The 23387-nt window shown below is 64.6% G+C and carries 20 protein-coding genes and 1 riboswitch; of the genes, 9 read left to right on the forward strand and 11 right to left on the reverse strand.

The genetic code is table 11. The features are described from left to right. Positions 1-218: 218 nt before the first annotated feature. A complete protein-coding gene (locus AC04SI_RS19625; protein ID WP_488474727.1) occupies positions 219-1859 on the reverse strand; it encodes an acyl-CoA synthetase in 1641 nt (546 codons plus the stop codon). A gap of 193 nt (positions 1860-2052) precedes the next feature. On the opposite strand from AC04SI_RS19625, the gene AC04SI_RS19630 reads away from it, so the two are divergent. The 3 genes from AC04SI_RS19630 to AC04SI_RS19640 all read left to right on the forward strand — a co-directional run bounded on the left by AC04SI_RS19630 (position 2053) and on the right by AC04SI_RS19640 (position 6374). Beyond that, positions 2053-3018: a sugar-binding transcriptional regulator gene (locus AC04SI_RS19630; RefSeq protein WP_488474728.1), complete on the forward strand. Its 966-nt coding sequence runs from the start codon at positions 2053-2055 to the stop codon at positions 3016-3018. A 93-nt stretch (positions 3019-3111) separates the two neighbouring features. Then, the gene (locus tag AC04SI_RS19635) at positions 3112-5166 is read left to right on the forward strand and encodes a bifunctional aldolase/short-chain dehydrogenase (protein ID WP_488474729.1); all 2055 of its coding nucleotides are present in this window, start codon (positions 3112-3114) and stop codon (positions 5164-5166) included. A 128-nt stretch (positions 5167-5294) separates the two neighbouring features. Continuing rightward, positions 5295-6374 (forward strand): D-alanine--D-alanine ligase family protein, encoded by a 1080-nt coding sequence (locus tag AC04SI_RS19640; RefSeq protein WP_488474730.1) that lies wholly within the window; start codon positions 5295-5297, stop codon positions 6372-6374. 72 nt (positions 6375-6446) lie between these two features. Here the strand turns inward: AC04SI_RS19640 and AC04SI_RS19645 are convergent, their stop codons facing one another. From AC04SI_RS19645 to AC04SI_RS19655, 3 genes are all read right to left on the reverse strand, one after another. Beyond that, positions 6447-7499, reverse strand: a complete 1053-nt coding sequence (locus AC04SI_RS19645; RefSeq protein ID WP_488474731.1) for a substrate-binding domain-containing protein — start codon at positions 7497-7499, stop codon at positions 6447-6449. 35 nt (positions 7500-7534) lie between these two features. Then, the gene (locus AC04SI_RS19650) at positions 7535-8530 is read right to left on the reverse strand and encodes an ABC transporter permease (protein ID WP_488474732.1); all 996 of its coding nucleotides are present in this window, start codon (positions 8528-8530) and stop codon (positions 7535-7537) included. 65 nt (positions 8531-8595) lie between these two features. Then, positions 8596-10107 carry a sugar ABC transporter ATP-binding protein gene (locus AC04SI_RS19655; RefSeq protein WP_488474733.1) on the reverse strand — a complete coding sequence of 504 codons (1512 nt, stop codon included), beginning with the start codon at positions 10105-10107 and terminating at the stop codon, positions 8596-8598. Positions 10108-10243: 136 nt separating this feature from the next. Between AC04SI_RS19655 and mtnK the strand changes: the two genes are divergently transcribed. The 5 genes from mtnK (at position 10244) to dhaL (ending at position 15273) form a co-directional block, all read left to right on the forward strand. Then, on the forward strand, positions 10244-11515 hold the full coding sequence (gene mtnK, locus AC04SI_RS19660; RefSeq protein WP_488474734.1) for an S-methyl-5-thioribose kinase: 1272 nt from the start codon (positions 10244-10246) through the stop codon (positions 11513-11515). Beyond that, positions 11512-12606 (forward strand): S-methyl-5-thioribose-1-phosphate isomerase, encoded by a 1095-nt coding sequence (gene mtnA / locus AC04SI_RS19665; RefSeq protein WP_488474735.1) that lies wholly within the window; start codon positions 11512-11514, stop codon positions 12604-12606. The genes mtnK and mtnA overlap by 4 nt, the downstream gene beginning before the upstream one ends. 245 nt (positions 12607-12851) lie before the next feature. Next, a riboswitch (FMN riboswitch) is annotated at positions 12852-12996 on the forward strand. Between the two features lie 77 nt (positions 12997-13073). Then, the gene (locus AC04SI_RS19670; protein WP_488474736.1) at positions 13074-13544 is read left to right on the forward strand and encodes a 6,7-dimethyl-8-ribityllumazine synthase; all 471 of its coding nucleotides are present in this window, start codon (positions 13074-13076) and stop codon (positions 13542-13544) included. Positions 13545-13618: 74 nt separating this feature from the next. After that, positions 13619-14626, forward strand: a complete 1008-nt coding sequence (locus tag AC04SI_RS19675; protein ID WP_488474737.1) for a dihydroxyacetone kinase subunit DhaK — start codon at positions 13619-13621, stop codon at positions 14624-14626. An 8-nt stretch (positions 14627-14634) separates the two neighbouring features. Further along, positions 14635-15273, forward strand: a complete 639-nt coding sequence (dhaL, locus tag AC04SI_RS19680; protein ID WP_488474738.1) for a dihydroxyacetone kinase subunit DhaL — start codon at positions 14635-14637, stop codon at positions 15271-15273. Here the strand turns inward: dhaL and derI are convergent. Genes derI through AC04SI_RS19695 form a run of 3 tightly spaced genes read right to left on the reverse strand, consistent with a single transcriptional unit; the run spans position 15270 to position 17279 of the window. Continuing rightward, a complete protein-coding gene (gene derI, locus AC04SI_RS19685) occupies positions 15270-15710 on the reverse strand; it encodes a D-erythrulose-4-phosphate isomerase (RefSeq protein WP_488474739.1) in 441 nt (146 codons plus the stop codon). The two genes, dhaL and derI, sit on opposite strands and share 4 nt — an antisense overlap. 27 nt (positions 15711-15737) lie before the next feature. Next, entirely contained in the window at positions 15738-16496 is a 759-nt protein-coding gene (locus tag AC04SI_RS19690; protein WP_488474740.1) for a triose-phosphate isomerase, read from the reverse strand. Between the two features lie 12 nt (positions 16497-16508). Beyond that, a complete protein-coding gene (locus AC04SI_RS19695; protein ID WP_488474741.1) occupies positions 16509-17279 on the reverse strand; it encodes a DeoR/GlpR family DNA-binding transcription regulator in 771 nt (256 codons plus the stop codon). A 273-nt stretch (positions 17280-17552) separates the two neighbouring features. Here AC04SI_RS19695 and fba point away from each other — a divergent pair, with 273 nt between their 5' ends. After that, positions 17553-18617 carry a class II fructose-bisphosphate aldolase gene (gene fba / locus AC04SI_RS19700; protein ID WP_120014302.1) on the forward strand — a complete coding sequence of 355 codons (1065 nt, stop codon included), beginning with the start codon at positions 17553-17555 and terminating at the stop codon, positions 18615-18617. Between the two features lie 59 nt (positions 18618-18676). Here fba and AC04SI_RS19705 read toward each other — a convergent pair whose 3' ends face one another. The 4 genes from AC04SI_RS19705 to AC04SI_RS19720 all read right to left on the reverse strand — a co-directional run bounded on the left by AC04SI_RS19705 (position 18677) and on the right by AC04SI_RS19720 (position 23378). After that, positions 18677-19618 (reverse strand): sugar phosphate isomerase/epimerase family protein, encoded by a 942-nt coding sequence (locus tag AC04SI_RS19705; RefSeq protein WP_404279497.1) that lies wholly within the window; start codon positions 19616-19618, stop codon positions 18677-18679. Between the two features lie 83 nt (positions 19619-19701). Further along, on the reverse strand, positions 19702-20775 hold the full coding sequence (locus tag AC04SI_RS19710) for a class II aldolase/adducin family protein (RefSeq protein WP_404279495.1): 1074 nt from the start codon (positions 20773-20775) through the stop codon (positions 19702-19704). Beyond that, complete coding sequence (locus AC04SI_RS19715; RefSeq protein ID WP_404279493.1) at positions 20775-22292, reverse strand: glycerol-3-phosphate dehydrogenase; 1518 nt, start codon at positions 22290-22292, stop codon at positions 20775-20777. The genes AC04SI_RS19710 and AC04SI_RS19715 overlap by 1 nt, the downstream gene beginning before the upstream one ends. 45 nt (positions 22293-22337) lie before the next feature. After that, positions 22338-23378: a 2-hydroxyacid dehydrogenase gene (locus AC04SI_RS19720; RefSeq protein ID WP_404279491.1), complete on the reverse strand. Its 1041-nt coding sequence runs from the start codon at positions 23376-23378 to the stop codon at positions 22338-22340. Positions 23379-23387: the final 9 nt, after the last annotated feature.

A 23387-nucleotide genomic window follows, 5' to 3' on the forward strand; every position in this document is an offset into this window, starting at 1 on the left:
CAATTTTCATCAGTCGTAAATCGAAATTCGTGAGATGTCAACGCGGATTCGACGTACACGTATAATTGGTGACAAATGGTGACAGAGGGAGCGGCCGGCCCAGCCAGGCGCTTCGTCATCCTAGGGTGGAGCAGTCGAGAAGCGACGTCGCGGAAACCCTAGGATGACGAAGTTCCGAAGGCCCGCGGCAAATTGTCGAGGCCAGAGCGGCAGTACAGCTAAGCCTCCTTCGCCATCTCGCGCAGCCGGAACTTCTGGATCTTCCCGGTCGACGTTTTCGGAATCTCAGCGAAGATCACCGCCTTCGGCACCTTGAAGCGGGCAAGCAGCGCGCGGCAGTGCTCGATGATTTCGGCCTCGGTTGCCGTCCTGCCAGGCTTCAGTTCGACATAGGCGACCGGCACCTCGCCCCATTTGTCGTCGGCCCGGGCGACGACGCCGCAGGACGCGACGGCGAGATGCTTGTAGAGCGCGTCCTCGACCTCGATCGAGGAGATGTTCTCGCCGCCGGAGATGATGATGTCCTTGGAGCGGTCCTTGAGCTGGATGTAGCCGTCGGCGTGCATGACGCCGAGGTCGCCGGAGTGGAACCAGCCACCGGCGAAGGCCTCGTCGGTCGCCTTGCGGTTCCTCAGATAGCCCTTCATGACGATGTTGCCGCGGAACATGACCTCGCCGATGGTCTCGCCGTCGGCCGGCGTTTCCATCATCGTCTCGGGGTTCATCACGGTCAGGCCTTCGAGCGCTGCATAGCGAACGCCCTGCCGCGCTTTCTTGGCCGTCCTCGGCCCCTTCTCCAGCCCATCCCACTCATTGTGCCATTCGTTGACGACCGCCGGGCCGTAGGTCTCGGTCAGGCCGTAGAGATGGGTGACGGCAAAGCCGGCATCGGCCATGCCCGACAGCACGGCTTCCGGCGGCGGTGCGGCGGCGGTGTTGAAGGTGACCGTCTGCGGGAATTGCCGCTTGTCCTCGTCCTTCGCGTTGATCAGCACCGACATGACGATCGGCGCGCCGCAGAGATGGGTGACGCCATGGTCGGCAATTGCGTCGTAGATCGGCTTCGGCCGCACCCAGCGCAGGCAGACATGGGTGCCGGCCTGCACGGCGAGCGTCCAGGGAAAGCACCAGCCATTGCAATGGAACATAGGCAGCGTCCACAGATAGACCGCGTGCTTGGCCATGCCGGCATGGATAGTGTTGGTGTAGGCCATCAAGGCCGCACCACGATGGTGATAGACGACACCCTTCGGGTTGCCGGTCGTGCCGGAGGTGTAGTTCAGCGAGATGGCGTCCCATTCGTCATCGGGCATCGACCAGCCAAAATCCTCGTCGCCGCCGGCGACGAAATCCTCGTAGTCGAGCGTGCCGACGCGCTCGCCCTTCGGATAGGGAGCATCCGTGGCATACTCCGGATCGTCATAGTCGATGATCAGCGGCCTGGCCTTGGCCTGCGCCAGAGCCTCCTTCAGGACACCCGAAAATTCGCGGTCGACGATGAGGACTTTCGTCTCGGCATGGTCGATCTGGAAGGCGATCACCGCCGCATCGAGGCGGGTATTGAGCGAGTGCAGCACCGCTTTGGTCATCGGCACACCAAAATGCGCTTCCAGCATCGGCGGCGTGTTGGAGAGCATCACGGTCACGGTATCGCCCTTGCCTATGCCGCGCTTCGAGAGCGCCGAGGCGAGCTTCAGCGAGCGCCGCCAGAAATCGCGATAGGCGATGCGCTGGCTGCCATGGATGATGGCGACATGGTCGGGATAGGTTCTGGCCGCGCGCTCCAGATAGGTCAGCGGCGTCAGTGGCTGGTGGTTGGCGGCGTTCCTGTCGAGATCCTGTTCGTAGGGATTGCCCATCCCGTCCTCCCCAATGTCTATTATTACCGACTTTCTAATCACAGGCCTCGCGCCGCGTCACCAACAACGATGCCACGACATGGTGCATTTGGCACAATGATGATCCAGATTCAGCGGGCGAGCGAGCATCGCATGCCTCCGCTCAATTTGACTTTTGTCGAGAGCCGTGAATAATGTCAGCCGAGGAGATGGCATGGCGATCCGACCGGCAGAACAGCTTATCCACAAGGCCGCCTGGCTCTATTATGCCCATGGCCTGCGGCAGGACCAGGTGGCAAGCCAGCTCAACATTTCCCGCGCCTCGGTCGCCATGTATCTGCGCAAGGCGCGCGAGACCGGCATCGTCAACATCTCGACCTCGACCCAGCTTTTCACCGACGATGTCATGGCGCGCCGGCTCGAAGACGCCTTGAGCCTCGACGCCGTCTGGATCGCGCCGGAAAACGACTATGTCATCGACGCATCGACCGACATCGCCGTGCTCGCGGCGAGCGTCTTTCTCGAACTGGTCAGGAAGGGCGACCGCATCGGCGTCGCCTGGGGCCGAACCATCTACACCATCGCCGACATCATGTCCTACGCCGATCTGCAGGACGTCACCGTGGTGCAGCTCTGCGGCAATCTCGGTGCGCCCTATTCCTACCGGCCGGACCAGTGCACGATGGAAATCGCGCGCCGGCTCAACGCCAAGGGGCTGAATTTCTACGCGCCGCTGGTGCTGACGACGGAAGCGCTGGCGCATGGCTTGCGCGCCGAGCCGGTGATCCGCGAGCAATTGTCCGGGATAAGCGACTGCGATCTCGCGCTCTATTCGGTCGGCACGGTCGATGCCGACAGCCATGTCGTCAAATGCGGCGCGCTGAGCGTCGGAGAGATGGCTTTACTGCGCGAGGCGGGTGCGGCCGGCGTCATCGCCGGGCAGATCATCGACGCCAGCGGCAAGGCGCTCGACTGCAGCTACAATCGCCGCGTCATCTCGGCGGCGCTGTCGTCGCTGCGCCAGATCGAAAAGCGCCTGATGGTGGTGCAGGAGGACAGCAAGTTCGAACCGCTGCTCGCAGCGCTTGCCGGTGGACTGTGCACGCATCTGGTGGTCGGCGCGCGCATGGCGCGGCGGCTGCTGGAGCACGCGGGAGCGGCGACCGAAAAGGCCTCCTAGACAGACACAATCCTTGCCGCCGGCGCGTTGTCATCAAAGCGTCGCGGCATTCCTGTTCACAGCAACCAAAGACAGCAAAGCGGACGAAGCGAAATGAAGAATTTGTGGAATGACGGCGACGCCGAAAAGATGGTTGCCGACTATGCGAAGAAGGGCGTCGACCGCGATCTGGCGCTGCGCGTCTACACGACGCGCCTGCTCGGCGGCGAGCCACGCCTGGTGCTGCATGGCGGCGGCAACACCTCCTGCAAGACCAAGGCCACCGATCTCGTCGGCGACGAGTGGGACGTGCTCTGCGTCAAGGGCAGCGGTTGGGACATGGCCGTCATCGAGCCGCAGGGCCTGCCGGCGGTCAAGATGGGCGCGCTCCTCAAGGCGCGTGCGCTGGACAAGCTCGGCGACGAGGACATGGTGGCGTTGCAGCGCGCAAACCTCATCGACCCCGCCTCGCCCAACCCGTCGGTCGAGACGCTGCTGCACGCCTTCCTGCCGCACAAATTCGTCGACCACACGCATTCGACCGCCATCCTTGCCATCGTCGACCAGGCGGACAGCGAGCCGCTGGTGCGGAAGGTGTTCGGCGAGAAGATGGGCTACGTGCCGTACATCATGCCGGGCTTCGACCTGGCAAAGGCGGCGGGCGACGTCTTCGACGCCGACCCGAGCGTCGAAGGCCTGATCCTCGACAAGCACGGCATCTTCACCTTCGGCGACGACGCCAGGCAGGCCTACGACCGGATGATCCATTATGTGAATGTCGCCGAGGATTATGTTGCGAAGCACGGCAAGCCACGCAGCGAAAAAGCGGCGCTGCCGGCAAAGCTGGCAACGCCCGCCGACATCGCGCCGATGCTGCGCGGCGCGGTGGCGGTCTCACGCGGCGAAGGTCGCTTCGACCGCATGATCAGCGATTTCCGCACTTCGGATGCGATCGTCGATTTCATCAACTCGGCTGAGATCGCCGACTATGCCGGGCGCGGCGTGTCGACGCCGGACCTGTCGATCCGCATCAAGACCGGGCCGATGGCGGTGCCGGCGCCGGACGCCGACAAGATCGGCGACTACAAATCCGTCATCCGCAGCCATGTCGAGACCTTCGCCAGGGATTATCGCGCCTATTTCGAGACCAATGACGTGCTCGACGACGTTAAGCGCACCATGCTCGACCCGATGCCGCGGCTTACGCTGGTGCCCGGCCTCGGCATGTTCGGCCATGGCCGCACGCTGAAGGACGCCAGGATCGCTTCCGATGTCGGCGAGATGTGGATCGAGGCGGTGCGCGGCGCCGAAGCCGTCGGCCATTTCCATCCGCTGTCGAAGGCCGATCTGTTCCCGCTCGAATATTGGTCGCTGGAGCAGGCCAAGCTTGCCTCGAACAAGCCGAAGCCGCTGACCGGCCAGGTGCTGCTGGTCACCGGCGGCGCCGGCGCGATCGGTGCGGCCACGGCCAAGCTGTTCGCCGACAATGGAGCGCACGCCGTCATCGTCGATCTCGATCCGGCCAAGGCCGCGGAAGCGGCCAAGAAGGCCGGCAACGGCTCGATCGGCGTCGGCGCCGACATCACCAATCCGGCCGAGCTGCGCGCAGCCTTCGACAGAGCGGTCGCCGTCTTCGGCGGCCTCGACATATTGGTCTCCAATGCCGGCGCTGCCTGGGAGGGCCGGATCGGCGAGCTTGACGACGCCCTGCTGCGCAAGAGTTTCGAGCTCAACTTCTTCGCCCATCAGTCGGCGGCGCAAAACGCCGTGCGCATCATGCTGGAACAGGGCACCGGCGGCGTGCTCCTGTTCAACACCTCCAAGCAGGCGGTCAACCCGGGACCGAAGTTCGGCGCCTATGGCATTCCCAAGGCGGCGACGCTGTTCCTGTCCAGGCAATATGCGCTCGACTACGGCGCGCAGGGCATCCGCTCCAACGCGGTCAATGCCGACCGCATCCGCTCGGGGCTGTTGACCGACGCCATGATCGCCAGCCGCTCGGGCGCGCGCGGCGTGTCGGAGAAGGAATACATGTCCGGCAATCTGCTCGGACAGGAGGTGACGGCCGAGGACGTCGCCCAGGCCTTCCTGCACCAGGCGCTGGCCGAGCGAACCACCGCCGACGTGACGACGGTGGATGGCGGCAATATCGCCGCCGCGATGCGGTAGGGAAAGGACATCAGAACATCAAAAGAGCGGCCTGCGGGCCGCTTTTCTTTTTGCCAATGTGGCAAGCTGCCTTGCTCCCGCCAATCCTGCCATTGAATCCTCATACGAACGAATCCTTGGGAGACACCATGGCCGACCCCTCAAAGAGACTACTGCGTATCGCCGTGCTGTTTGGCGGGCGCTCTGCCGAACATGATGTCTCCGTGCTCTCGGCGACCAATGTCATGCGCGCGCTGGAGCCGGCGAAATACGATGCCGTTCCGGTCTTTGTCACCCGCGACGGGCAATGGCTGCTGAGCAGTTTCGAGGACGGCGAACTGGCGACACCGTCACACGGCACGGAGGTCTGCCTGGTGCCGGGCGGGCATGGACGGATGCTGGCGATCCCCGCCGGTGGCTCGCCGAACGACCTGCCTCGCATCGACATCTTGTTTCCCGTTCTGCACGGCCTGCATGGCGAGGACGGCGCAGTGCAGGGGCTGGCCGAGGTGGCGCGCGTGCCGCTGGCCGGCTGCGGCATCCTTGGTTCCGCGGCCGCGCTCGACAAGGACATCGCCAAGCGGCTGCTGAAGGCGGCAGGGCTGCCTGTCGCGCGCTCGGTGACGTTCGATGAGAGTGCAGCACCTTCCCTCGCCGAATTGGAAAAAAAACTCGGCCTGCCGCTGTTCATCAAGCCGGCGCGGCAAGGGTCGTCGGTCGGCGTCAGAAAGGTCTCGGCCAGCCAGGAATTCGCCGGGGCGCTCGCCGAAGGTTTTCAGCACGACCGCAAGCTTTTGGCCGAAGAGTTCATCCGTGGCCGCGAGATCGAATGCAGCGTGCTGGAGGACACGGAAGGCAGCCTGTTCGTCTCGCGGCCCGGCGAAATCGTGCCGGCCGAAAGCCACGGCTTCTACAGCTACGATGCCAAGTACATCGACAAGGACGGCGCGGCGCTGAAGGTGCCCGCCGAACTGCCTCAGGAGATCGAAGCCAGGATCCGCGAGACGGCGGCGAAGGCGTTCCGCGCGGTCGGCTGCGACGGCATGGCCCGGGTCGATTTCTTCGTCACGCCGGACATGGATTTCGTCATCAACGAGCTCAACACCATTCCTGGTTTCACCGACATCAGCATGTATGCCAAGGCGATGGCGGCAAGCGGCGTCAGCTACGCAGAGGTCATCGACCGGCTGGTGGCGCACGGGCTGGCGCGCGCCGGCCGATCGGGCTGAAGGCGAAGCTTCGGCTGCAAACAAAAAGAGCGGCCCGCGAGCCGCTCTTTTCCTCTGCCGATAGGCCAAAGATTACTTGGCGTTCGGGTTCGGCATCCAGGCCGGCATGGCGACATCGGCATGGGCGAACTGCGGCAGCTTGGCCGACAGGTCCTCCATGTTCTTGATGTCCTTGTCGACCAGATCCTTCTGGGTGATCAGCGTCGGCGGCACGATGACGTTGTGGCCGGGGTCTTCGCCGGCCAGAAGCTGCGCCAGCGCGCGCACCGAGACCTGGCCGACGACGGCCGGGTTGGTGGCGGCGGTGGCAGCCCAGGCGCTGTCAGGCTCGCGCATCGCGGCGATGTCGGAGGTCGAGATGTCGGCCGAATAGATCTTGATGTCCTTGTTCATGCCGGCTTCGTCGACGGCGATCTTCACGCCCTTGGCGAACTCGTCATAGGGCGCGAACATCACCTTGATGTCGGGATGCGCCGACAGCACCGAGCGCGCCTGGTTGGCGACGGAATTGGCGATCGGGTTGTCGAGCGTGCCGAACATCGCGACTTCGTTGATGCCGGAAAACTTCTTCTTGACGTCGACCCATGTCTCGTTGCGGCGGTCGAGCGGTGCGATGCCGGCGACATAGACATAGCCGGCCTTCCAGCTCTCGCCATTGTCCTTGACCGCCTGCTCGAGCGCCAGTCGCGCCAGGTCGCGGTCGGACTGTTCGATCTGCGGGATCTTGGGATTTTCGACATTGACGTCGAAGGCGACGACCTTGATGCCGGCATCGACGGCGCGCTGGGCGGCGTCCTTCATCGATTCCGTCAGCCCGTGCTGGATGATGATGCCTTGCACGCCGAGCGCGATGGCCTGGTCGACCATGTCGGCCTGCAGGGCCGCATCCTGGCGGCTGTCGAGCACGCGCAGGTCGACGCCGAGCGCCTTTGACTGCGCCTCGACCCCGGAGAGATAGGCCTGGAAGAAGTCGCCGGTCGAGAGGTAGCGCACCAGCGCGATCTTGACGCCGGGCTTGTCGAACGGCGCCGGCTTGTCCGCGGCAAGAGCCGGCGCCTGCATCAGCATCGTGGCGCCGGCAAGCCCGAGCGCCAGCTTTCCTAGAAGTCTTCTTGTGATGTTCATGTCGTTTTCCTCCACTGTTTTGACCGGTCGAAATCCTATTTCCTGCCCCTGCCGGAAAGGGCGAAGGTGAAGACAAGGGCGACGACGAGAACCACGCCCTTGACGAAATCCTGCGTGTAGTAAGGCGCGTTCATCATCGTCAGCCCCTGCAGCAGCACGCCGACGAACACGGCGCCGACGGCCGTGCCGAAGGCGTTGGGCTTGGCGGCCCCGAGGACCGCGTAACCGATGAGCGCTGCCGCCACCGCGTCGAGCAGCAGATTATTACCCGAGGCGATGTCGCCGCGTCCAAGCCGGGCAGCGAGCAAAATCCCGCCTATCGAGGCAAAAACTCCAGAAATCACATAGGCCCAGATTTTGTATGCCTTGACAGGCGCGCCGGCGAGTTCGGCGGCGCGCTCATTGCTGCCGACGGCATACATCATGCGGCCGAAACGGGTGTATTCGAGGAAGAACCAGATCAGCACGGCGAGCACGAGCAGCACGACGACCGAAACCGGAATGAGGTTCGGGATGAAAAAGTCGAAGCGGTGGCGGCCGAGCGCCAGGAAGGCATCGCCGAACTTGCCGTTGGCGACCGAGCCGTCGGGCATGGTCATGCCGGTGGCGATCGAGCGGCCTTCGGTCGGGATGCGCTGCAGGCCGACCAGCAGGAACATCATGCCGAGCGTCGCCAGAAGGTCCGGCACGCGCATATAGACGATCAGCCAGCCATTGATGAGGCCGACGAGAACGCCGATCAGCAGGCAGGCGACGACCGCGACGACGGCGTTCTGCTCAAGCACCACCATGACATAGGAGGCTGCCATCATGGCGCTGGTGGCGACGGAGCCGATCGACAGGTCGAAGCCGCCGACGACCAGGGTGGCGGTGACGCCGAGCGCCAGCACGCCGGTGATGGCGACGGACTGGAAGATGAAGACCGCACTCTGCGGCGAGACGAAACCGTCGGCGGCAATGGCGAAATAGGCGATCAAGCCGAACAGAAGGACGATGAAGCCATAGCGGATGGCATGGTCGCGCAGCATCATCCGGCGCACCCGCGCACTGCTGTCGTCCTAGTCCAACTCATGCCTGCTCCATTCCAGTCCTTGGTTCATGCCGCACTGTGCAGCGGGCCGCCCGCCACTTCGGCGAGCAGCCGCTCGAGATCGATGTCGGAATTCCGGTGCTCGCCGACGATCGCCTGCTCCGACATCACCAGAATGCGGTCCGCCGTCTCCAGCGCCTCGTCGAGTTCGGTGACGAAGAGCAGCGTCGCGCGGCCGTCGGCGCTTGCCCTCAGCTTGGCGGCGATATCGCGTCGGGCCGAAATGTCGACGCCCTGGAACGGTTCGTCGAGGATGAACAGTTTTGCATCCTGCGCCATCCAGCGGGCGACCATCACCTTCTGCTGGTTGCCGCCGGAAAGGGCCGACATCTCGTCCTTCTCGGAGCGGCAGACGATGCCGAGCTCGTCGATCTGCCGGCGTGCGACGGTACGTTCGATGCGGCGCTTGAGAACACCGAAACGCGACATGCGCTTGTGGAACGGCAGGCTGATGTTTCGCTCGATGTTGAAGCCGCCGACGATGCCGTTTTCGCCACGGTCCTTGGCGACGAGGAACACGCCGGCCGCGATCGCCTCGCCCGTGGATCCCGGCGCGTAGGGCTTGCCGTTCAACGTCATGGTGCCGGACAGCGGCCTGCGCACGCCAAAGAGTGTCTCGGCCAGTGCCGTCTTGCCTACGCCGACGAGACCGGTGACCGCAACGACCTCGCCGGCGCCGAGCATCAGTGAGATCGGCCGCGCGCCGGGCGTAAGGCGCAAACCTTCGACCGTCAGAACGGGGTGCGCCGAATTCCGGGCGACGATGCGATCGAGCTGGATCTTGCGACCGAGCATGGCGTTGACCGCACCCTCATAGTCGAGCGGCTTCCGGTCGAACACGCCGCTGACCACACCGTCGCGCATCGAGATGATGCGGTCGGCCAGCCGCCTGATGTCCGACATGCGGTGCGAGATGTAGAGGATCGCCACAGCCTGCTCACGCAGCCGGTCGATCAGCGCGAACAGCCGGTCGGCCTCGGCGCTGGACAGAGAGGACGTCGGCTCGTCGAGGATCAGCACTTTCGGCCGATGCGCCATGGCGCGCGCAATGGCCACCATCTGGCGGTCGGCCAATGACAGATCGCTGACGCGGGCCTTGAGGTCGATGGCCAGGCCCATGCGGTCGGCGACGGCCTTGGCCTCGCGGCGCACGCGCGCTGGATTGAACAATGTCGGCACACCGCTGCCGCTCAGCCGGTCCAGCGTCAGATTGGTGGCGACATCGAGATCGGCGACGACGCCGTCATTGATGTTCTGATGCACGGTGACGACGCCGGCGCGGATCGCTTCCGCCGGGGTTTTCGGCGCGAAGTCCTCGCTGGCGAGGCTCATCGTGCCGGCGCCGCGCTCGTAGACGCCGCTGATGATCTTGACCAGGGTGGACTTGCCGGCGCCGTTGGCGCCCATCAGCACGGTGACCTCGCCCGCATGCAGCTCGACCGAGATGCCGCCAAGCACCTCGTTCTGGCCAAAGGATTTCCTCAGGCCGTCCACACGGAACACGGCATCAGCGCCCATTCGTTCCTCCCTGACAGTGACGCTATGGGCTGCATCGGCAATTGTCAACACGATTGACAATTGCCAGACGGCTTCCTAGCTTGGCCCGGCCGCCATGCCTCCGTTATGTTCGGAGCGCATATGCGGGAGGATGACGATGACGCAGAAACTGCCGTTCGAAGCACTAACGGTCGAGACGCTGCCGACGCGCCTTGGCGCTAACGACGCGCTCACCGCGAAGATCGGAAAGGACACAAGTCGCTGGAAAGTGCGCGAGGTCGGCGACGGCAATCTGAACCTGGTGTTCATCGTCGAAGGCGCGACAGGCGCGGCGGTGGTCAAGCAGGCCCTGCCCTATGTCCGCCTGGTCGGCGACAGCTGGCCGCTGCCGCTGAAGCGCTCCTTCTTCGAGTATCATGCGCTGACCAGGCATGAAGCGCGGGCGCCGGGTTCCGTGCCGGCGATCTACCATTTCGACGAAGGCCAGGCGCTGATCATCATGGAGTATCTGTCGCCGCACATCATCTTGCGGCGGGCGCTGATCGAAGGCCGGCAATTGCCGAACATCGCCAAGGACATCGGCCTGTTCATGGCGAGAACCTTGTTCCGCGGCTCCGACCTCTCGATGGTGGCCAAGGATCGCAAGGCGGATCTGGCGCTGTTCGCCGACAATGTCGAACTTTGCGACATCACCGAGAACCTGGTGTTCTCCGACCCCTATTTCGACGCCAGGATGAACCGGCACACCAGCCCGCAGCTCGACAGCCTGGTGGCCGAGCTGCGCGCCGACCGCGACCTCAAGGTCGAGGCGCAGCGGCTGAAGCATCTCTTTGCCGCCAACGCCGAGACGCTGCTGCATGGCGATTTGCATTCGGGCTCGATCATGGTCACCGACCAGGAAACCCGGATGATCGATCCGGAGTTCGCCTTCTACGGCCCGATGGCCTTCGACGTCGGTATGCTGCTTGCCAATTTCTGGATGTCCTTCTTATCGCAAAGCGGCCATGAGCAGAACGGCAAGCGCGACGCCATGCGCGCCTATCTGCTCGATGTCGTCGTCGAGACATGGGCCGTGTTCCGCACCGAATTCTCGCATCTATGGCGGACCGAGCGCAGCGGCATGCTCTACCAGAAGAGCCTGTTCGAGGATCAGGGTGACCTGCTCGGCGCCGAACAGGCGCTCGACCATGTGCTGCATTCGATCTGGACCGACCTTCTGGGTTTCGCCGGCATCGAGGTTCACCGGCGCATCCTCGGCCTTGCCCACAATGCCGATTTCGAGACCATTGCCGACGAGGACATGCGCGCCAGATGTGAGGCAAAGGCGCTGAAATTCGGCCGTCACCTCGCCGTCAACCGGCGCCATATCCACAGCATCGACGAGGTCAACACTCTGGCCGAGCTGATCGAACGGGAGAGCAGGATTTGAACGTCGGCGATCGCCATTACCGCACCATCTGGCTGAGCGACGACAAGCGTTCGGTCGAGATCATCGACCAGCGCTGGCTGCCGCATGATTTCCGCATCGAGAAGATCGGCACGGTCGCCGGCATCGCCACCGCGATCCGCGACATGTGGGTGCGCGGCGCGCCGCTGATCGGCGTCACCGCCGCCTACGGCGTCGCTATCCAGATGACTGAGGACCCGTCGGATGCGGCGCTCGATGCCGTCTGGGAGACCTTGCACGAGACGCGCCCGACGGCGATCAACCTGCGCTGGGCGCTGGACGAAATGCGGCGCTTCCTCAAGCCACTGCCGGTAGAACAACGCGCCGAGGCAGCCTACCGCCGCGCCGCTGAGATCGCCGACGAGGATGTCGGGCTGAACCGCGCCATTGGCGCAAACGGGCTTGAGATCATCAAGGCGATCGCGGCACGCAAGCAGCCGGGGGAAACCGTCAACATCCTGACCCATTGCAATGCCGGCTGGCTGGCGACAGTCGACTACGGCACCGCCACGGCGCCGATCTATCTGGCGACCGAGGCCGGCATTCCCGTCCATGTCTATGTCGACGAGACGCGGCCGCGCAACCAGGGCGCCCAGCTGACCGCCTGGGAGATGGCCGGCCACGGCGTGCCGCACACGCTGATCGTCGACAATGCCGGCGGCCACCTGATGCAGCGCGGCCAGATCGATATGGTCATCGTCGGCACCGACCGCACGACTGCCAGTGGTGACGTCTGCAACAAGATCGGCACCTATCTCAAGGCGCTGGCCGCCGCCGACAATGACGTGCCGTTCTATGTCGCACTGCCCTCGCCGACCATCGACTGGACAGTCGGCGACGGTCTCGCCGAAATCCCGATCGAGGAACGCTCCGGCGACGAGGTGTCGCTGGTCTGGGGCAAGACCGCGTCCGGCGAGATCGCTCAGGTGCGTGTCTCACCGGAAGCGACGCCGGCGGCGAACCCCGCCTTCGACGTGACGCCGGCACGGCTGGTCACCGGCCTGATCACCGAACGCGGCATCGCCAAGGCCTCGCGCGAAGGGTTGAGGACGATGTTCCCCGAGCGCGGGTGACAGTCGATCTCCCCCCTTGTGGGGGAGATGTCCGGCAGGACAGAGGGGGGCGCTGTCCCGCCAGCCTCTCCATCCATCGATGTTTGCACCAATGAGGACTGGTGACTGTAAAGATGAAATAAACGTTGGCGATCCTTCGCGCCCCCCTCTGCCCTGCCGGGCATCTCCCCCACAAGGGGGAGATCGGCAGCTTCGCCGACGGCTACAATTGACATCGGTGCACTGCCCTTCCATACAAACGCCGTTAATGTTCTCAGGGCGGGGTGAAAGTCCCCACCGGCGGTAAGGGTTTCGACCTGAGCCCGCGAGCGCTTCCCGGCAACGGAAAGGTCAGCAGATCCGGTGCGATTCCGGAGCCGACGGTCACAGTCCGGATGGAAGAGAACGAACGGAAGACGGCCGCGTCCGCGCGGTCCGGATTTCGTATCGTGCGTCCTGATTCTGGTTCGAAACGGAAGGATGGACCCATGAATCAGCATTCCCCAAAAGACTATGAAATCGTTCGCGTCGCCGTCATTCGCGCGCGCTGGCATGCCGACATCGTCGACCAGTGCGTGGCGGCGTTCGAGGCCGAGCTTGCCGTTCTCGGCGGCCGCTTTGCCGTCGATGTGTTCGACGTGCCGGGTGCCTACGAGATTCCGCTGCATGCCAAGACTTTGGCCGGGACCGGCCGCTATGCCGCGATCCTCGGCACCGCCTTCGTCGTCAATGGCGGCATCTATCGGCACGATTTCGTCGCCGGCGCCGTCATCGACGGCATGATGAACGTGCAGCTGGCGACCGGCGTGCCGGTGCTCTCGGCAGTGCTGACGCCGCACAATTATCACGACAGCGCCGAACATCACCGCTTCTTCTTCGAGCATTTTCAAGTGAAGGGCAAAGAGGCGGCCAAGGCCTGCGTCGAGATTCTCGCCGCGCGGGAACGGATCGCGGCATAAGGTTCTTTGCCGGGTGGAAATCCCGGCAACACCCGGTAATATCTGGGAAAATACCGAAAGTCGGGAGGATGCCGGTGCAGACCAAGAAGATCATCAATGACGGCAACCGCTCCGTCGACGAGATGCTCGAAGGGATCCTCGCCGCGCATTCTCGCCACCTCAGGAGCGTGGACGGCAGCCCGCGCTCGATCATCGCCCGCGACGGGCCGCGACCCGGCAAGGTTGGCCTCGTCATCGGCGGCGGCTCGGGCCACGAGCCGACCTTTCTCGGCTTTGTCGGCAAGGGGCTGGCGGATGCCGCGGCCATCGGCAATGTCTTTGCCTCGCCGCCGCCCGACCCGATCGTCGAATGCGCCAAGGCGGTCAGCGGCGGCGCTGGCGTGCTGTTCATGTATGGCAACTATGCCGGCGACGTGATGAATTTCGACATGGCCGCCGAGATGGCCGCGATGGACGACATTCACGTGCGCACCGTGCTGACCACCGACGACGTTGCGTCCGCGCCGCGCGACCAGCGAGACAAACGGCGCGGCGTCGCCGGCAATTTCTTCATCTTCAAGGCGGCGGGCGCGGCCTGCGACCGCATGCTCTCCTTCGACGAGGTCGAGCGCATCGCCCGCAAGGCCAACGACCGCACCTTCACAATGGGCGTGGCGCTGTCACCCTGCTCGCTGCCGCAAACGCGGCGGCCGAATTTCGAGATCGGCGCCGACGAGATGGAGATCGGCATGGGCATCCATGGCGAGCCGGGCATCGCGCGCGGCAAGCTCAGGACGGCCGACGAGATCACCGACGAGATGCTGGACAGGATCCTTGCCGAGATGGCGCCGTCGCGCGGCGACAAGGTCGCCGTGCTCGTCAACTCGCTCGGCTCGACGCCGCTGATGGAGCTCTACATCATGAACCGGCGGGTCAAGCAGAGGCTCGACGACATCGGTGTTGCCATCCATGCGACCTGGGTCGGCAACTACTGCACCTCGCTCGAAATGGCAGGCGCCTCGGTGACGCTGGAGCATCTCGACGGCGAGCTGCAGACGATGCTCGACCACCCTTGCGACTGCGCCATGTTCCGCGCCGGCTGAGGCACACCATGACAGCCATCGACACGGCCCGGCTGAAGCACATGTTCGATGCCATCGCAGTGGCGATCGAGGCCGACAAGGACCGGCTCTGCCAGCTCGACGGAGTCATCGGCGACGCCGACCACGGCATTGCCATGGCGCTCGGCTTCGGCGCGGTGCGCGATGCGCTGGAGCCGCTCGACCTTGCGGCGACCGAGCCGACAGCGCTGCTGAACACGGCGGCAAAATCGTTCCTCAATGCCGTCGGCGCCTCGTCGGGGCCGCTCTATGCGACGGCCCTCATGCGCGCTGCCGCCGCCGTCAAGGGCAAGGCAGCGCTGGCCGATGCCGACGTCATCGCAATGTTCCAGGCGATGGCGCAAGGCATCAAGGATCGCGGCAAGGCCGAGATCGGCGAAAAGACGATGATCGACGCCTGGCTGCCAGCGGCCGAAGCAGCGGCCGCCGCGCACGCCGCCGGCAAGTCCTTGTCGGAAAGTCTCGACGCCGCCTTCGCTGCGGCCGAGCGTGGTTCGCAAGCGACCAAGGACATGATCGCCGCCAAGGGCCGTTCCTCGCGGCTCGGCGAGCGCTCGCTCGGACACATCGATCCGGGCGCAGCGTCGGCCGTGACCGTCATCGCCGCAATGACAAAGAGCTTGGCCTAGCCCTTCGCCGCATCGAGCCGGTTGATCGCCTGGACATTGCCGGCCGATGGGCCTTTCTCGTCGAACTCCGAGGCCAGCCAGGTATCGACGATCGCCTTGGCCAGTTCCGGACCGATGACGCGCGCGCCCATGGTGATGATCTGGGCGTTGTTGGATTTCGCGGCGCGCTCGGCCGAATAGGTGTCGTGGGTGAGTGCGGCGCGAATGCCCGGCACCTTGTTGGCCGAGATCGAAACGCCGATGCCGGTGCCGCAAAACAGGATGCCGCGGTCATTCTCGCCGTCGACGATCGTCTGGGCGAGTTTTTGCGACAGGTCGGCATAGTAGCCGGCCTGGCTGAGATCGCTGACGGTGAGGCCGGTTTTGGTGGCGAGATGGGCGGCGATGACGTCGAGCAGCGGCTTGCCGGCGCTGTCGGCTCCAATGGCTATTTTCATTTTCTTGTCCTTTCCTGTTCAATTGGTTCAGATCGCCGCCGAGGCGCGGCCGAGGATGTCGATGTAGCCTTCCGCCTGCCAGGCCGAGCGGCCGATGAACAGGCCGTCGACATGCGGCTGGCCGATCAGCTCGGCGGCGTTTTGCGGATTGACGCTACCGCCATAGAGCACCGGCGGCACGGAGGGCAAATGGCCGCCGGCAACCTGCTTGATCAGCGCCTGCTGCCTGTCGGCATAGTCGGAGCTGGCCGGAATGCCCTTGTCGCCGATCGCCCAGACCGGCTCGTAGGCGAACAGGATCTTTGCGCCCTTCGCCTCGCCGTCGAGGAACTGCAGCGCGCCTCGCACCTGCGCCGTCAGCACCGCATCGGCCCGCCCGCCTTCGCGCTCGGCAAGCGTTTCGCCGACGCAGATCAGCGGCACCAGCCCGTGCTTGACCGCAGCCGCCGTTTTCAGGCCGACGGCATGGTCGGTCTCGCCGAAATGTTCGCGCCGTTCGCTGTGGCCGAGTTCGACCAGATCGAGCCCGCAATCCTCGAGCATCAGCGGAGAGATCTCGCCGGTCCAGGCGCCGGCATCGGCCCAATGCATGTTCTGCGCGCCGACCTTGATGCGCGTCGACGACAACGCAGCCTTGACCTCACGCACCGCCGTGAACGGCGGAATGACGAAGGGCTGGATACGCTCGTCGAAACCCGGTACGAAGCCGGCTAACTTCCGCGCGAAATCGAGCGCCTCGGCGAGCGTCTTGTTCATCTTCCAGCTTGTACCGACCCAGTAGACCACGCGTACTGCTCCCTAATCCTTGTTGCCAACCACCATCAGCGAAACGCCGGCGGCATCCAGCGCTTCGCGCACCTGCGGTTCCAACTGGCGACCCGTGAAGACGGTGTCGAACGCCCTGAGATCTGTGAGGAAATGCAAGGCCGTGCGGCCGAACTTGCCATGATCGACCAGCAGATATTTGCGCGCCGCGACAGCCATCATCGTGCGCTTGGTCTGCACCACTTCCTGATCCTGATGGAAGGCCGACGCGCCATGGATGGCGGACGACGACAGGAAGGCGACATCGGCGCGCAGCGACTTCAGCATGTCCTCGGTGAGCAGGCCGAAGAAGCCATGGAACTTCTTGCTGTACTGGCCGCCGAGCGCGATCAGCGTAATGCCGCCGACGCCGGCCAGTTCCTGGATGACGGCCAGATTGTTGGAGATCACCGTCAGCGGGCGAAGATCGGCGAGGCGACCGGCAATGCCGCCCGCCGTCGAGCCGTCATCGATGATCACGGTCTGGCCCGGCTCGATCATCGCCACCGCGGCGGCCGCCAGGCGCTGTTTCTCCTCGGCCGCCTGCTTCTGCCGGTAGCGGAAATCGCTTTCGAACAGGCCGCTCGGCTGGATCGAGGCGCCGCCGCGCACCTTGCGCAGGAAGCCGGTTTCCTCGAGATCGTCGAGGTCGCGATGCACGGTCATCTTCGACACGCCGAAGCGCGAGGCAAGGTCGTCGACCGACGCCGTGCCGGCGTCCATCAGAAAATCCATGATGCCCTGGCGGCGGCCGTCGCTCTTCATCCCGGCGCTTTCTCGCGCAACAAGCTGCGCGTTCAATCCATGATCGGATATATAACGCCGAAAAAGCGCGTTTGCACCAAAATTTTTGTGATAATGTTATCTTTCTCTGGGATATCGGTCCGCCTCTGATTGCGGTCCTGTAACAAGAATTGCTTCGGACGCGCGGTCCACAGGTTGCGGTCCGGCGGAAATCCGGCCAGAAGCATCAACGGGCTGGACGACGGTCGGCCAGCCAACAGACACGGTTCGAAACCAGACACGGGAGACTATTGGGTGGCTCGCATCACACTGAGACAATTGCTCGACCATGCCGCCGAACACGGCTATGGCGTGCCGGCCTTCAACATGAACAACATGGAACAGGGCCTTGCCATCATGGAGGCCGCCGAGGAGACCAAGTCGCCGGTCATCCTGCAGGCGAGCCGCGGCGCGCGCGCCTATGCCAATGACGTGGTGCTGGCCAAGCTGATTGACGCGCTGGTCGAAATCCACCCCGACATCCCGGTCTGCATGCATCTCGACCACGGCAACAACGAAGCCACCTGCGTCACCGCGATCCAGTACGGCTTCACCTCGGTGATGATGGACGGCTCGCTGAAGGAAGACGGCAAGACGCCGGCCGACTATGCCTACAATTCCGGCATCACGCGCCGCGTCGTCGACATGGCGCATTGGGGCGGCGTTTCGGTGGAAGGCGAGATCGGCGTGCTCGGCTCGCTGGAGATGGGCGGCGGCGAGCAGGAAGACGGCCACGGCGTCGAAGGCGCCGTCAGCCACGACCAGCTCTTGACCGATCCGGAACAGGCGGTCGAGTTCGTCAAGGACACGCATGTCGATGCGCTGGCGGTTGCCATGGGCACCAGCCACGGCGCCTACAAATTTTCGCGCAAGCCTGATGGCGCGGTGCTGGCGATGAACGTGATCGAGGAGATCCACCGCCGCCTGCCGAACATGCATCTGGTCATGCATGGCTCGTCCTCGGTGCCGGAGGATCTGCAGGAGATCATCAACAAGTATGGCGGCCAGATGAAGCCGACCTGGGGCGTGCCGGTGGAGGAAATCCAGCGCGGCATCAAGCACGGCGTGCGCAAGATCAACATCGACACCGACAACCGCATGGCGCTGACCGGCGCGATCCGGAAGGTGCTGACCGAGAACCCTTCGGAGTTCGACCCGCGCAAGTATCTGACGCCGGCCATGGCTGCCATGCGCAAGCTTTGCAAAGAGCGCTTCGAGCAGTTCGGCACCGCCGGCAATGCGCAGAAGATCAAGCCGCTGCCGGTCGCCGAAATGGCCAAGCGCTACAAGTCGGGCAGCCTCGACCCGAAGTTCGGCTGAGTTCTATCTGACCGGAATGACCGGTCCAAAGGGCGGGGGTCCAATCGGCTCCCGCCCTTTCATTTTGCCCGCGGCAACAAGTCCGCCCTGCCGGCGTCGATGAAAGGGGTCCAGTAGTCGACCGATTCACGGATCATGGCGACGACCTGGTGGTCGACCGGCTCGCGCTCGCGAAACGACAGTTCCAGGCAGATCTCGTTGTCGGTGCCGCCACCGCGCCGCACGGTCTCCAGGAATTTCTCCGGCGTGATGCGGCCGTCCTTGTTGTAGGCGGCGGTGAACGGCCAGTGGCCGCCCTTGTTCATCGACGACTGCTTGATGTGGATGATCGGCGATTGCAGTGGAAAGGCCTCGGCCCAGGCATAGGGGTCGATGTCGGCCGGATTGCTCGAGGTCACGTCGCCATGGTCGATGTCGACCATCATCTTGAGCGGAATGGCCATGCCGGCCCCCTCGATCTCCTGGTGCAGCGCCCGGCAGCTCTCGATCGTGTGGCCGAATTCGCGGCCAACCGACATCGGCTCCCAGAACAAATAGGTCAGCCCGGCTGCCTTGGCATGCTCGGCGACCTCGCGCCAGCATTCGAGCGCGATGTCGAGAAGCTTCGCGCGGCGCTCGGGATCGTCATAATCCTGGTGGGTGAAGATAGCGAACTGCGTGCCGATGCCGCTGGCACCGAGCTCCGCTGAGATGTCGGCGAAGGTCTTGAACCAGTCGACATAGTAGCGGCGCACATCGGCGTCGGGATGACCGAAATGATTAAGCCGGCCATAGGGGCCGGTCATGCCCGATGTGATGCGCACGCCGGTCCGGTCCAGCGCCGAACGGAACAGGCGCACGAACTTGGCGATCGTCGCCGGCGGCCAGCCCGGATTGACGAACTCATGCGTCAGCTGCACGTCCCTGATGCCGATGCCATAGGCGATCGCGTCGATCAGATCGTCTGGGTCGGCAAAGCGGTTGACCAGCGGATTGGTGTTGAGGGACAGCGTAAAGGCCAAATTCGAAACTCCTGTTCAGGCCTGCCGGGTATCGCGCTTGACGGCACGATCATCCAGACCGCCACCATCGAGGCCGAGCGCCGTCATTGCAGCGTGGTGGCGTTGCGCCGGTTGAGCTCCTGGCGGTATTTCTCGGCGTCCCAGTTCAGCAGCTCGGCATTCTGCTCGAGGCTCAGATAGTTGACGCGCGCCGCAGGATCGATGCGCGCCGCGACATCGGCGAGGCAGCGCGCCATCGCCTCGGCGCCGGCATTGGCGTCCCGGCGCATCAGGATGCCCTTGCCGGGAAAGAGGATGGACGCCGGCGCCGGCTGCCCGGCGGCCGTTGTCCTGGCCACCACGGCGGCTGCGTTCTCGTTCGGACCGGCGATCACCGATCCGGCGCCGAGGAAGATGACATGGTCCGGATAGAGGCTGCCGGATGCGGCGATGCGGCAACTGGCGAGATCGGTGGCGGCGGCATGCGCCTCGACCGCGACGGGAAGCCGGTAGCCGCTGCCCATGGCGAGCCTGATCAGCGCGTCGACATCGGGCGGTGGTGCCGCGCGCGTCGGGCGGGCGAGCAGGCCGGTGACGCGCCGCAGCAACAGATTTGCCTCGGCAACCGTGTCGGCGGCAACGACCAGCCCGTGATTGCCAAGCACCAGCACGTTGGTGCGAGGCTGCAGCCGCTCGGCGATCCCTTGCGCCAGCGGCAGCCCCGGCCGGCGATAGGGCACGAACGCCCAGTCGAGCCCGCGCAGGCGTTCCTCCAACAGGGCCTCGGCATTGGCCTGCACGGCGATCGCGATCGTCTCGACGCAATGGACATGGACGACGATCTTCTGCGGCAGCAAGGCATGCACCGTCGTTTCGATCGAAGGCCGCAGCCGGTGCGGGTTGAGATCCGCCGGTGTGAATTGATCGGCCTTCTCGGCTGCCGGGCTCTTGCGCGCCACCGCGTCGAGCAAGGGAGCCAGTTCCACCGGTACCATGATGTCGGTGGTGGCCGCGTTCATCAGCCAGGTGCCGGATGCCTTGATCCACAGCAGGCCGGCCTCTTTGAGCGAGGTGTTGCCGCCGGCACCCTGGACCAGCAGCGGGTCGGCGCCGACGTTGGCCGACAGCGCGCGCAGCGCCTCCAACTCGGCGGCATCGTGATCAATGTGAGAAGCCATCAGCCGACCTTCGCCAATCGGTTTTCGCACCAGTCCTCGAAGGAGGCTCTCTCAGCGGCGCTGAGATGCAGGCCGTGCTTGGTGCGCCGGTCAAGAATGTCGGCTGCCGTCAGCGCCCATTCGTGCGCGAAGAGGTAGCTCGCCTCGCGCTCGAAGAAATCCTTGCCGAAAGATCGGCCCATATCGGCGAGCGAGCCGGCGGCGCCGACCAGCGCGCGGGTGCGCGTGCCGTAGAGCCGGCCATAGTGCTTGACGAGCGAGGCCGGCATCCACGGATAGTCGCGAGCGAGGTCGCCGAGGAACTGCTCGAAGTCGGCATTGGCGATGTCGCCGCCCGGCAGATGCGCCTTCGACGTCCACGCCTTGCCCATCTTCGGGAAGAAAGGCTGGATCCGGTCCAACGCGTGCTCGGCCAGTTTGCGGAAGGTGGTGATCTTGCCGCCGAAGACGGAAAGCAGCGGCGCCTGCCCGTCCGACGCGTCGAGCTCGAAGATGTAATCGCGGGTCACTGCGCTCGGATTGTCGGCGTTGTCGTCGTAGAGCGGCCTGACGCCGGAGAACGAATAGACGACATCGCTGCGCGCAAGGCCGCGCTTGAAGTAGCGGTTGACGACTTTGATCAGGTAGTCGATCTCGCTCGCCTCCGCCGTAACGTCCTCGGGCCGCCCGTCATAGGGAATGTCGGTGGTGCCGATCAGCGCCAGATCGTTCTGGTAGGGGTTGATGAAGATGACGCGCTTGTCGTTGTTCTGGACGAGATAGGCCTGCCGCCCCTCCCAGAATTTCGGCACGACGATGTGACTGCCCTTGACCAGGCGCACATTGCGCTTGGAGTTCTGCCCGGCGACGCGGTTGACGATGTCGTTGACCCAGGGGCCGGCGGCGTTGATCAGCGCCCTCGCCCGGACTGTGGTCTTCACGCCGGTCCTGCCATCGCGCATTTCAACCGACCACAGCCCGTTCTCGCGGCGGGCAGCGGTGCAGGCGGTGCGGGTGAAAACCTTCGCGCCCCGCTCGGCGGCGTCGAGCGCGTTGATGACGACGAGGCGGGCATCGTCGACCCAGCAGTCGGAATATTCGAAGCCGCGCTTGAAGGCATCCTTGATCGGCGCGCCTTCGGGCGCGGTGCGCAGGTTGAGCGTGCGGGTGGCGGGCAGCCGCTTGCGGCCGCCAAGATGGTCGTAGAGGAACAGGCCGAGCCGCACCAGCCAGGCCGGCCTGTCGTCGGGGCTGTGCGGCAACACGAAGCGCATCGGCCAGATGATGTGCGGCGCTGATTCCAGCAGCACCTCGCGCTCGATCAGCGCCTCGCGCACCAGGCGGAACTCGTAATATTCGAGATAGCGCAAGCCGCCATGGACGAGCTTGCCCGAACGCGAGCTGGTGCCTTCGGCCAGATCGTCCTTCTCGCACAGGATGACGGACAGGCCGCGGCCGGCGGCGTCGCGCGCGATGCCGGCGCCGTTGACGCCGCCGCCGATGACGAAGAGGTCGACGATTTCGCTCTCGCCGCTCATCGCGCCAGACCTTCGCTGCAGACTGTCCGTTTCATGGCGGCGGCCTTAGCACGGATTGACCGGCGGCAGACCGGCGATGAAGCGACGCACCTCCTCGGCCGCCTGCTCGGCGGCGTAGGTGACGGTGCGCACGGAGGCGCCGGCGATATGCGGCGTCAGCGTCACGTTGGGCAATTGCAGCAGCGGCCAGTCGGCAGGCACCGGCTCGACCGCGAAGGTCTCCAGCATGGCGCTGGCGATGTGGCCGGACACCAGCGCATCGTAGAGCGCGTCATAGTCGACCAGCGGGCCGCGTGCGGTGTTGATGAAGATCACGCCGGGCTTCATCCTGGCGATGGTGTCCTTGTTGATCAGCCCACGTGTTTCCGCCGTCACCCGCGAATGCAGGGTGACCACATCGGAACGGGCGAGAAGATCGTCCAGCGCGACCAGCTCGACGCCGGCATTGCGGTCGTCCGCGCTCAGCTGCACATAGGGATCGGAAACCAGGATGCGGCAGCCAAAGGCGCGCAGCAGGCGCACTACCTTCGTGCCGATATTGCCGTAGCCGATGACGCCGACGGTCATTTCGCTGAGCTCGCGGCCGGTGCGGTCGGCGCGGTAGAGATCGCCGCGCCATTCGCCCTTGCGGAGCGCCTCGTGGCCGACGCGGATCAGCCTTGTCTCGGCAAGGATGGCGCCGATGGTGAATTCGGCCACCGCGCTGGCATTGCGTCCCGGCACGTTGACGACGGTGATGCCATGCGTTTTCGCAGCCGCCATGTCGATGTTGATCGGTCCGCCACGCGACACCGCGACCAGCTTGAGCCCAGGTAAGCGCCGCATCATGGCGTCGGAGAGCGGCGACAGCTGGGTGACGAAGATCTCGGCGTCGCCGATGAAATCGACCACCTCGTCCGGATCGCCGAAATACTCCTTGACCTTGTCGAGGCCGAGCGCCGGATTGCCGAACTCCATCGGCTCGTCGGGCCAGGCCATTTCGAGCGTGCGGATGTCGAGGCTGTTGCCGCAGGCCTTCTCGATCTCCGCCCGGAACACGTCCGGAAGCATGAAACGGTCGCCGATGATCGCTATTTTCTTCTGCATGCTCGACTT

This window comes from Mesorhizobium sp. CNPSo 4689 (genome assembly GCF_057784325.1).

What these genes read in the sequence shown, in the direction of transcription:
- AC04SI_RS19625 (WP_488474727.1), bottom strand. Translation starts at nt 1,859, where the DNA reads ATGGGCAATCCCTACGAACAGGATCTCGACAGGAACGCCGCCAACCAC.
- dhaL (WP_488474738.1), top strand. Translation starts at nt 14,635, where the DNA reads ATGACAGCCATCGACACGGCCCGGCTGAAGCACATGTTCGATGCCATC.
- derI (WP_488474739.1), bottom strand. Translation starts at nt 15,710, where the DNA reads ATGAAAATAGCCATTGGAGCCGACAGCGCCGGCAAGCCGCTGCTCGAC.
- AC04SI_RS19645 (WP_488474731.1), bottom strand. Translation starts at nt 7,499, where the DNA reads ATGAACATCACAAGAAGACTTCTAGGAAAGCTGGCGCTCGGGCTTGCC.
- AC04SI_RS19655 (WP_488474733.1), bottom strand. Translation starts at nt 10,107, where the DNA reads ATGGGCGCTGATGCCGTGTTCCGTGTGGACGGCCTGAGGAAATCCTTT.
- AC04SI_RS19710 (WP_404279495.1), bottom strand. Translation starts at nt 20,775, where the DNA reads ATGGCTTCTCACATTGATCACGATGCCGCCGAGTTGGAGGCGCTGCGC.
- AC04SI_RS19720 (WP_404279491.1), bottom strand. Translation starts at nt 23,378, where the DNA reads ATGCAGAAGAAAATAGCGATCATCGGCGACCGTTTCATGCTTCCGGAC.
- AC04SI_RS19630 (WP_488474728.1), top strand. Translation starts at nt 2,053, where the DNA reads ATGGCGATCCGACCGGCAGAACAGCTTATCCACAAGGCCGCCTGGCTC.
- AC04SI_RS19670 (WP_488474736.1), top strand. Translation starts at nt 13,074, where the DNA reads ATGAATCAGCATTCCCCAAAAGACTATGAAATCGTTCGCGTCGCCGTC.
- AC04SI_RS19715 (WP_404279493.1), bottom strand. Translation starts at nt 22,292, where the DNA reads ATGAGCGGCGAGAGCGAAATCGTCGACCTCTTCGTCATCGGCGGCGGC.
- AC04SI_RS19640 (WP_488474730.1), top strand. Translation starts at nt 5,295, where the DNA reads ATGGCCGACCCCTCAAAGAGACTACTGCGTATCGCCGTGCTGTTTGGC.
- AC04SI_RS19650 (WP_488474732.1), bottom strand. Translation starts at nt 8,530, where the DNA reads ATGATGCTGCGCGACCATGCCATCCGCTATGGCTTCATCGTCCTTCTG.
- mtnK (WP_488474734.1), top strand. Translation starts at nt 10,244, where the DNA reads ATGACGCAGAAACTGCCGTTCGAAGCACTAACGGTCGAGACGCTGCCG.
- AC04SI_RS19695 (WP_488474741.1), bottom strand. Translation starts at nt 17,279, where the DNA reads ATGAAGAGCGACGGCCGCCGCCAGGGCATCATGGATTTTCTGATGGAC.
- AC04SI_RS19635 (WP_488474729.1), top strand. Translation starts at nt 3,112, where the DNA reads ATGAAGAATTTGTGGAATGACGGCGACGCCGAAAAGATGGTTGCCGAC.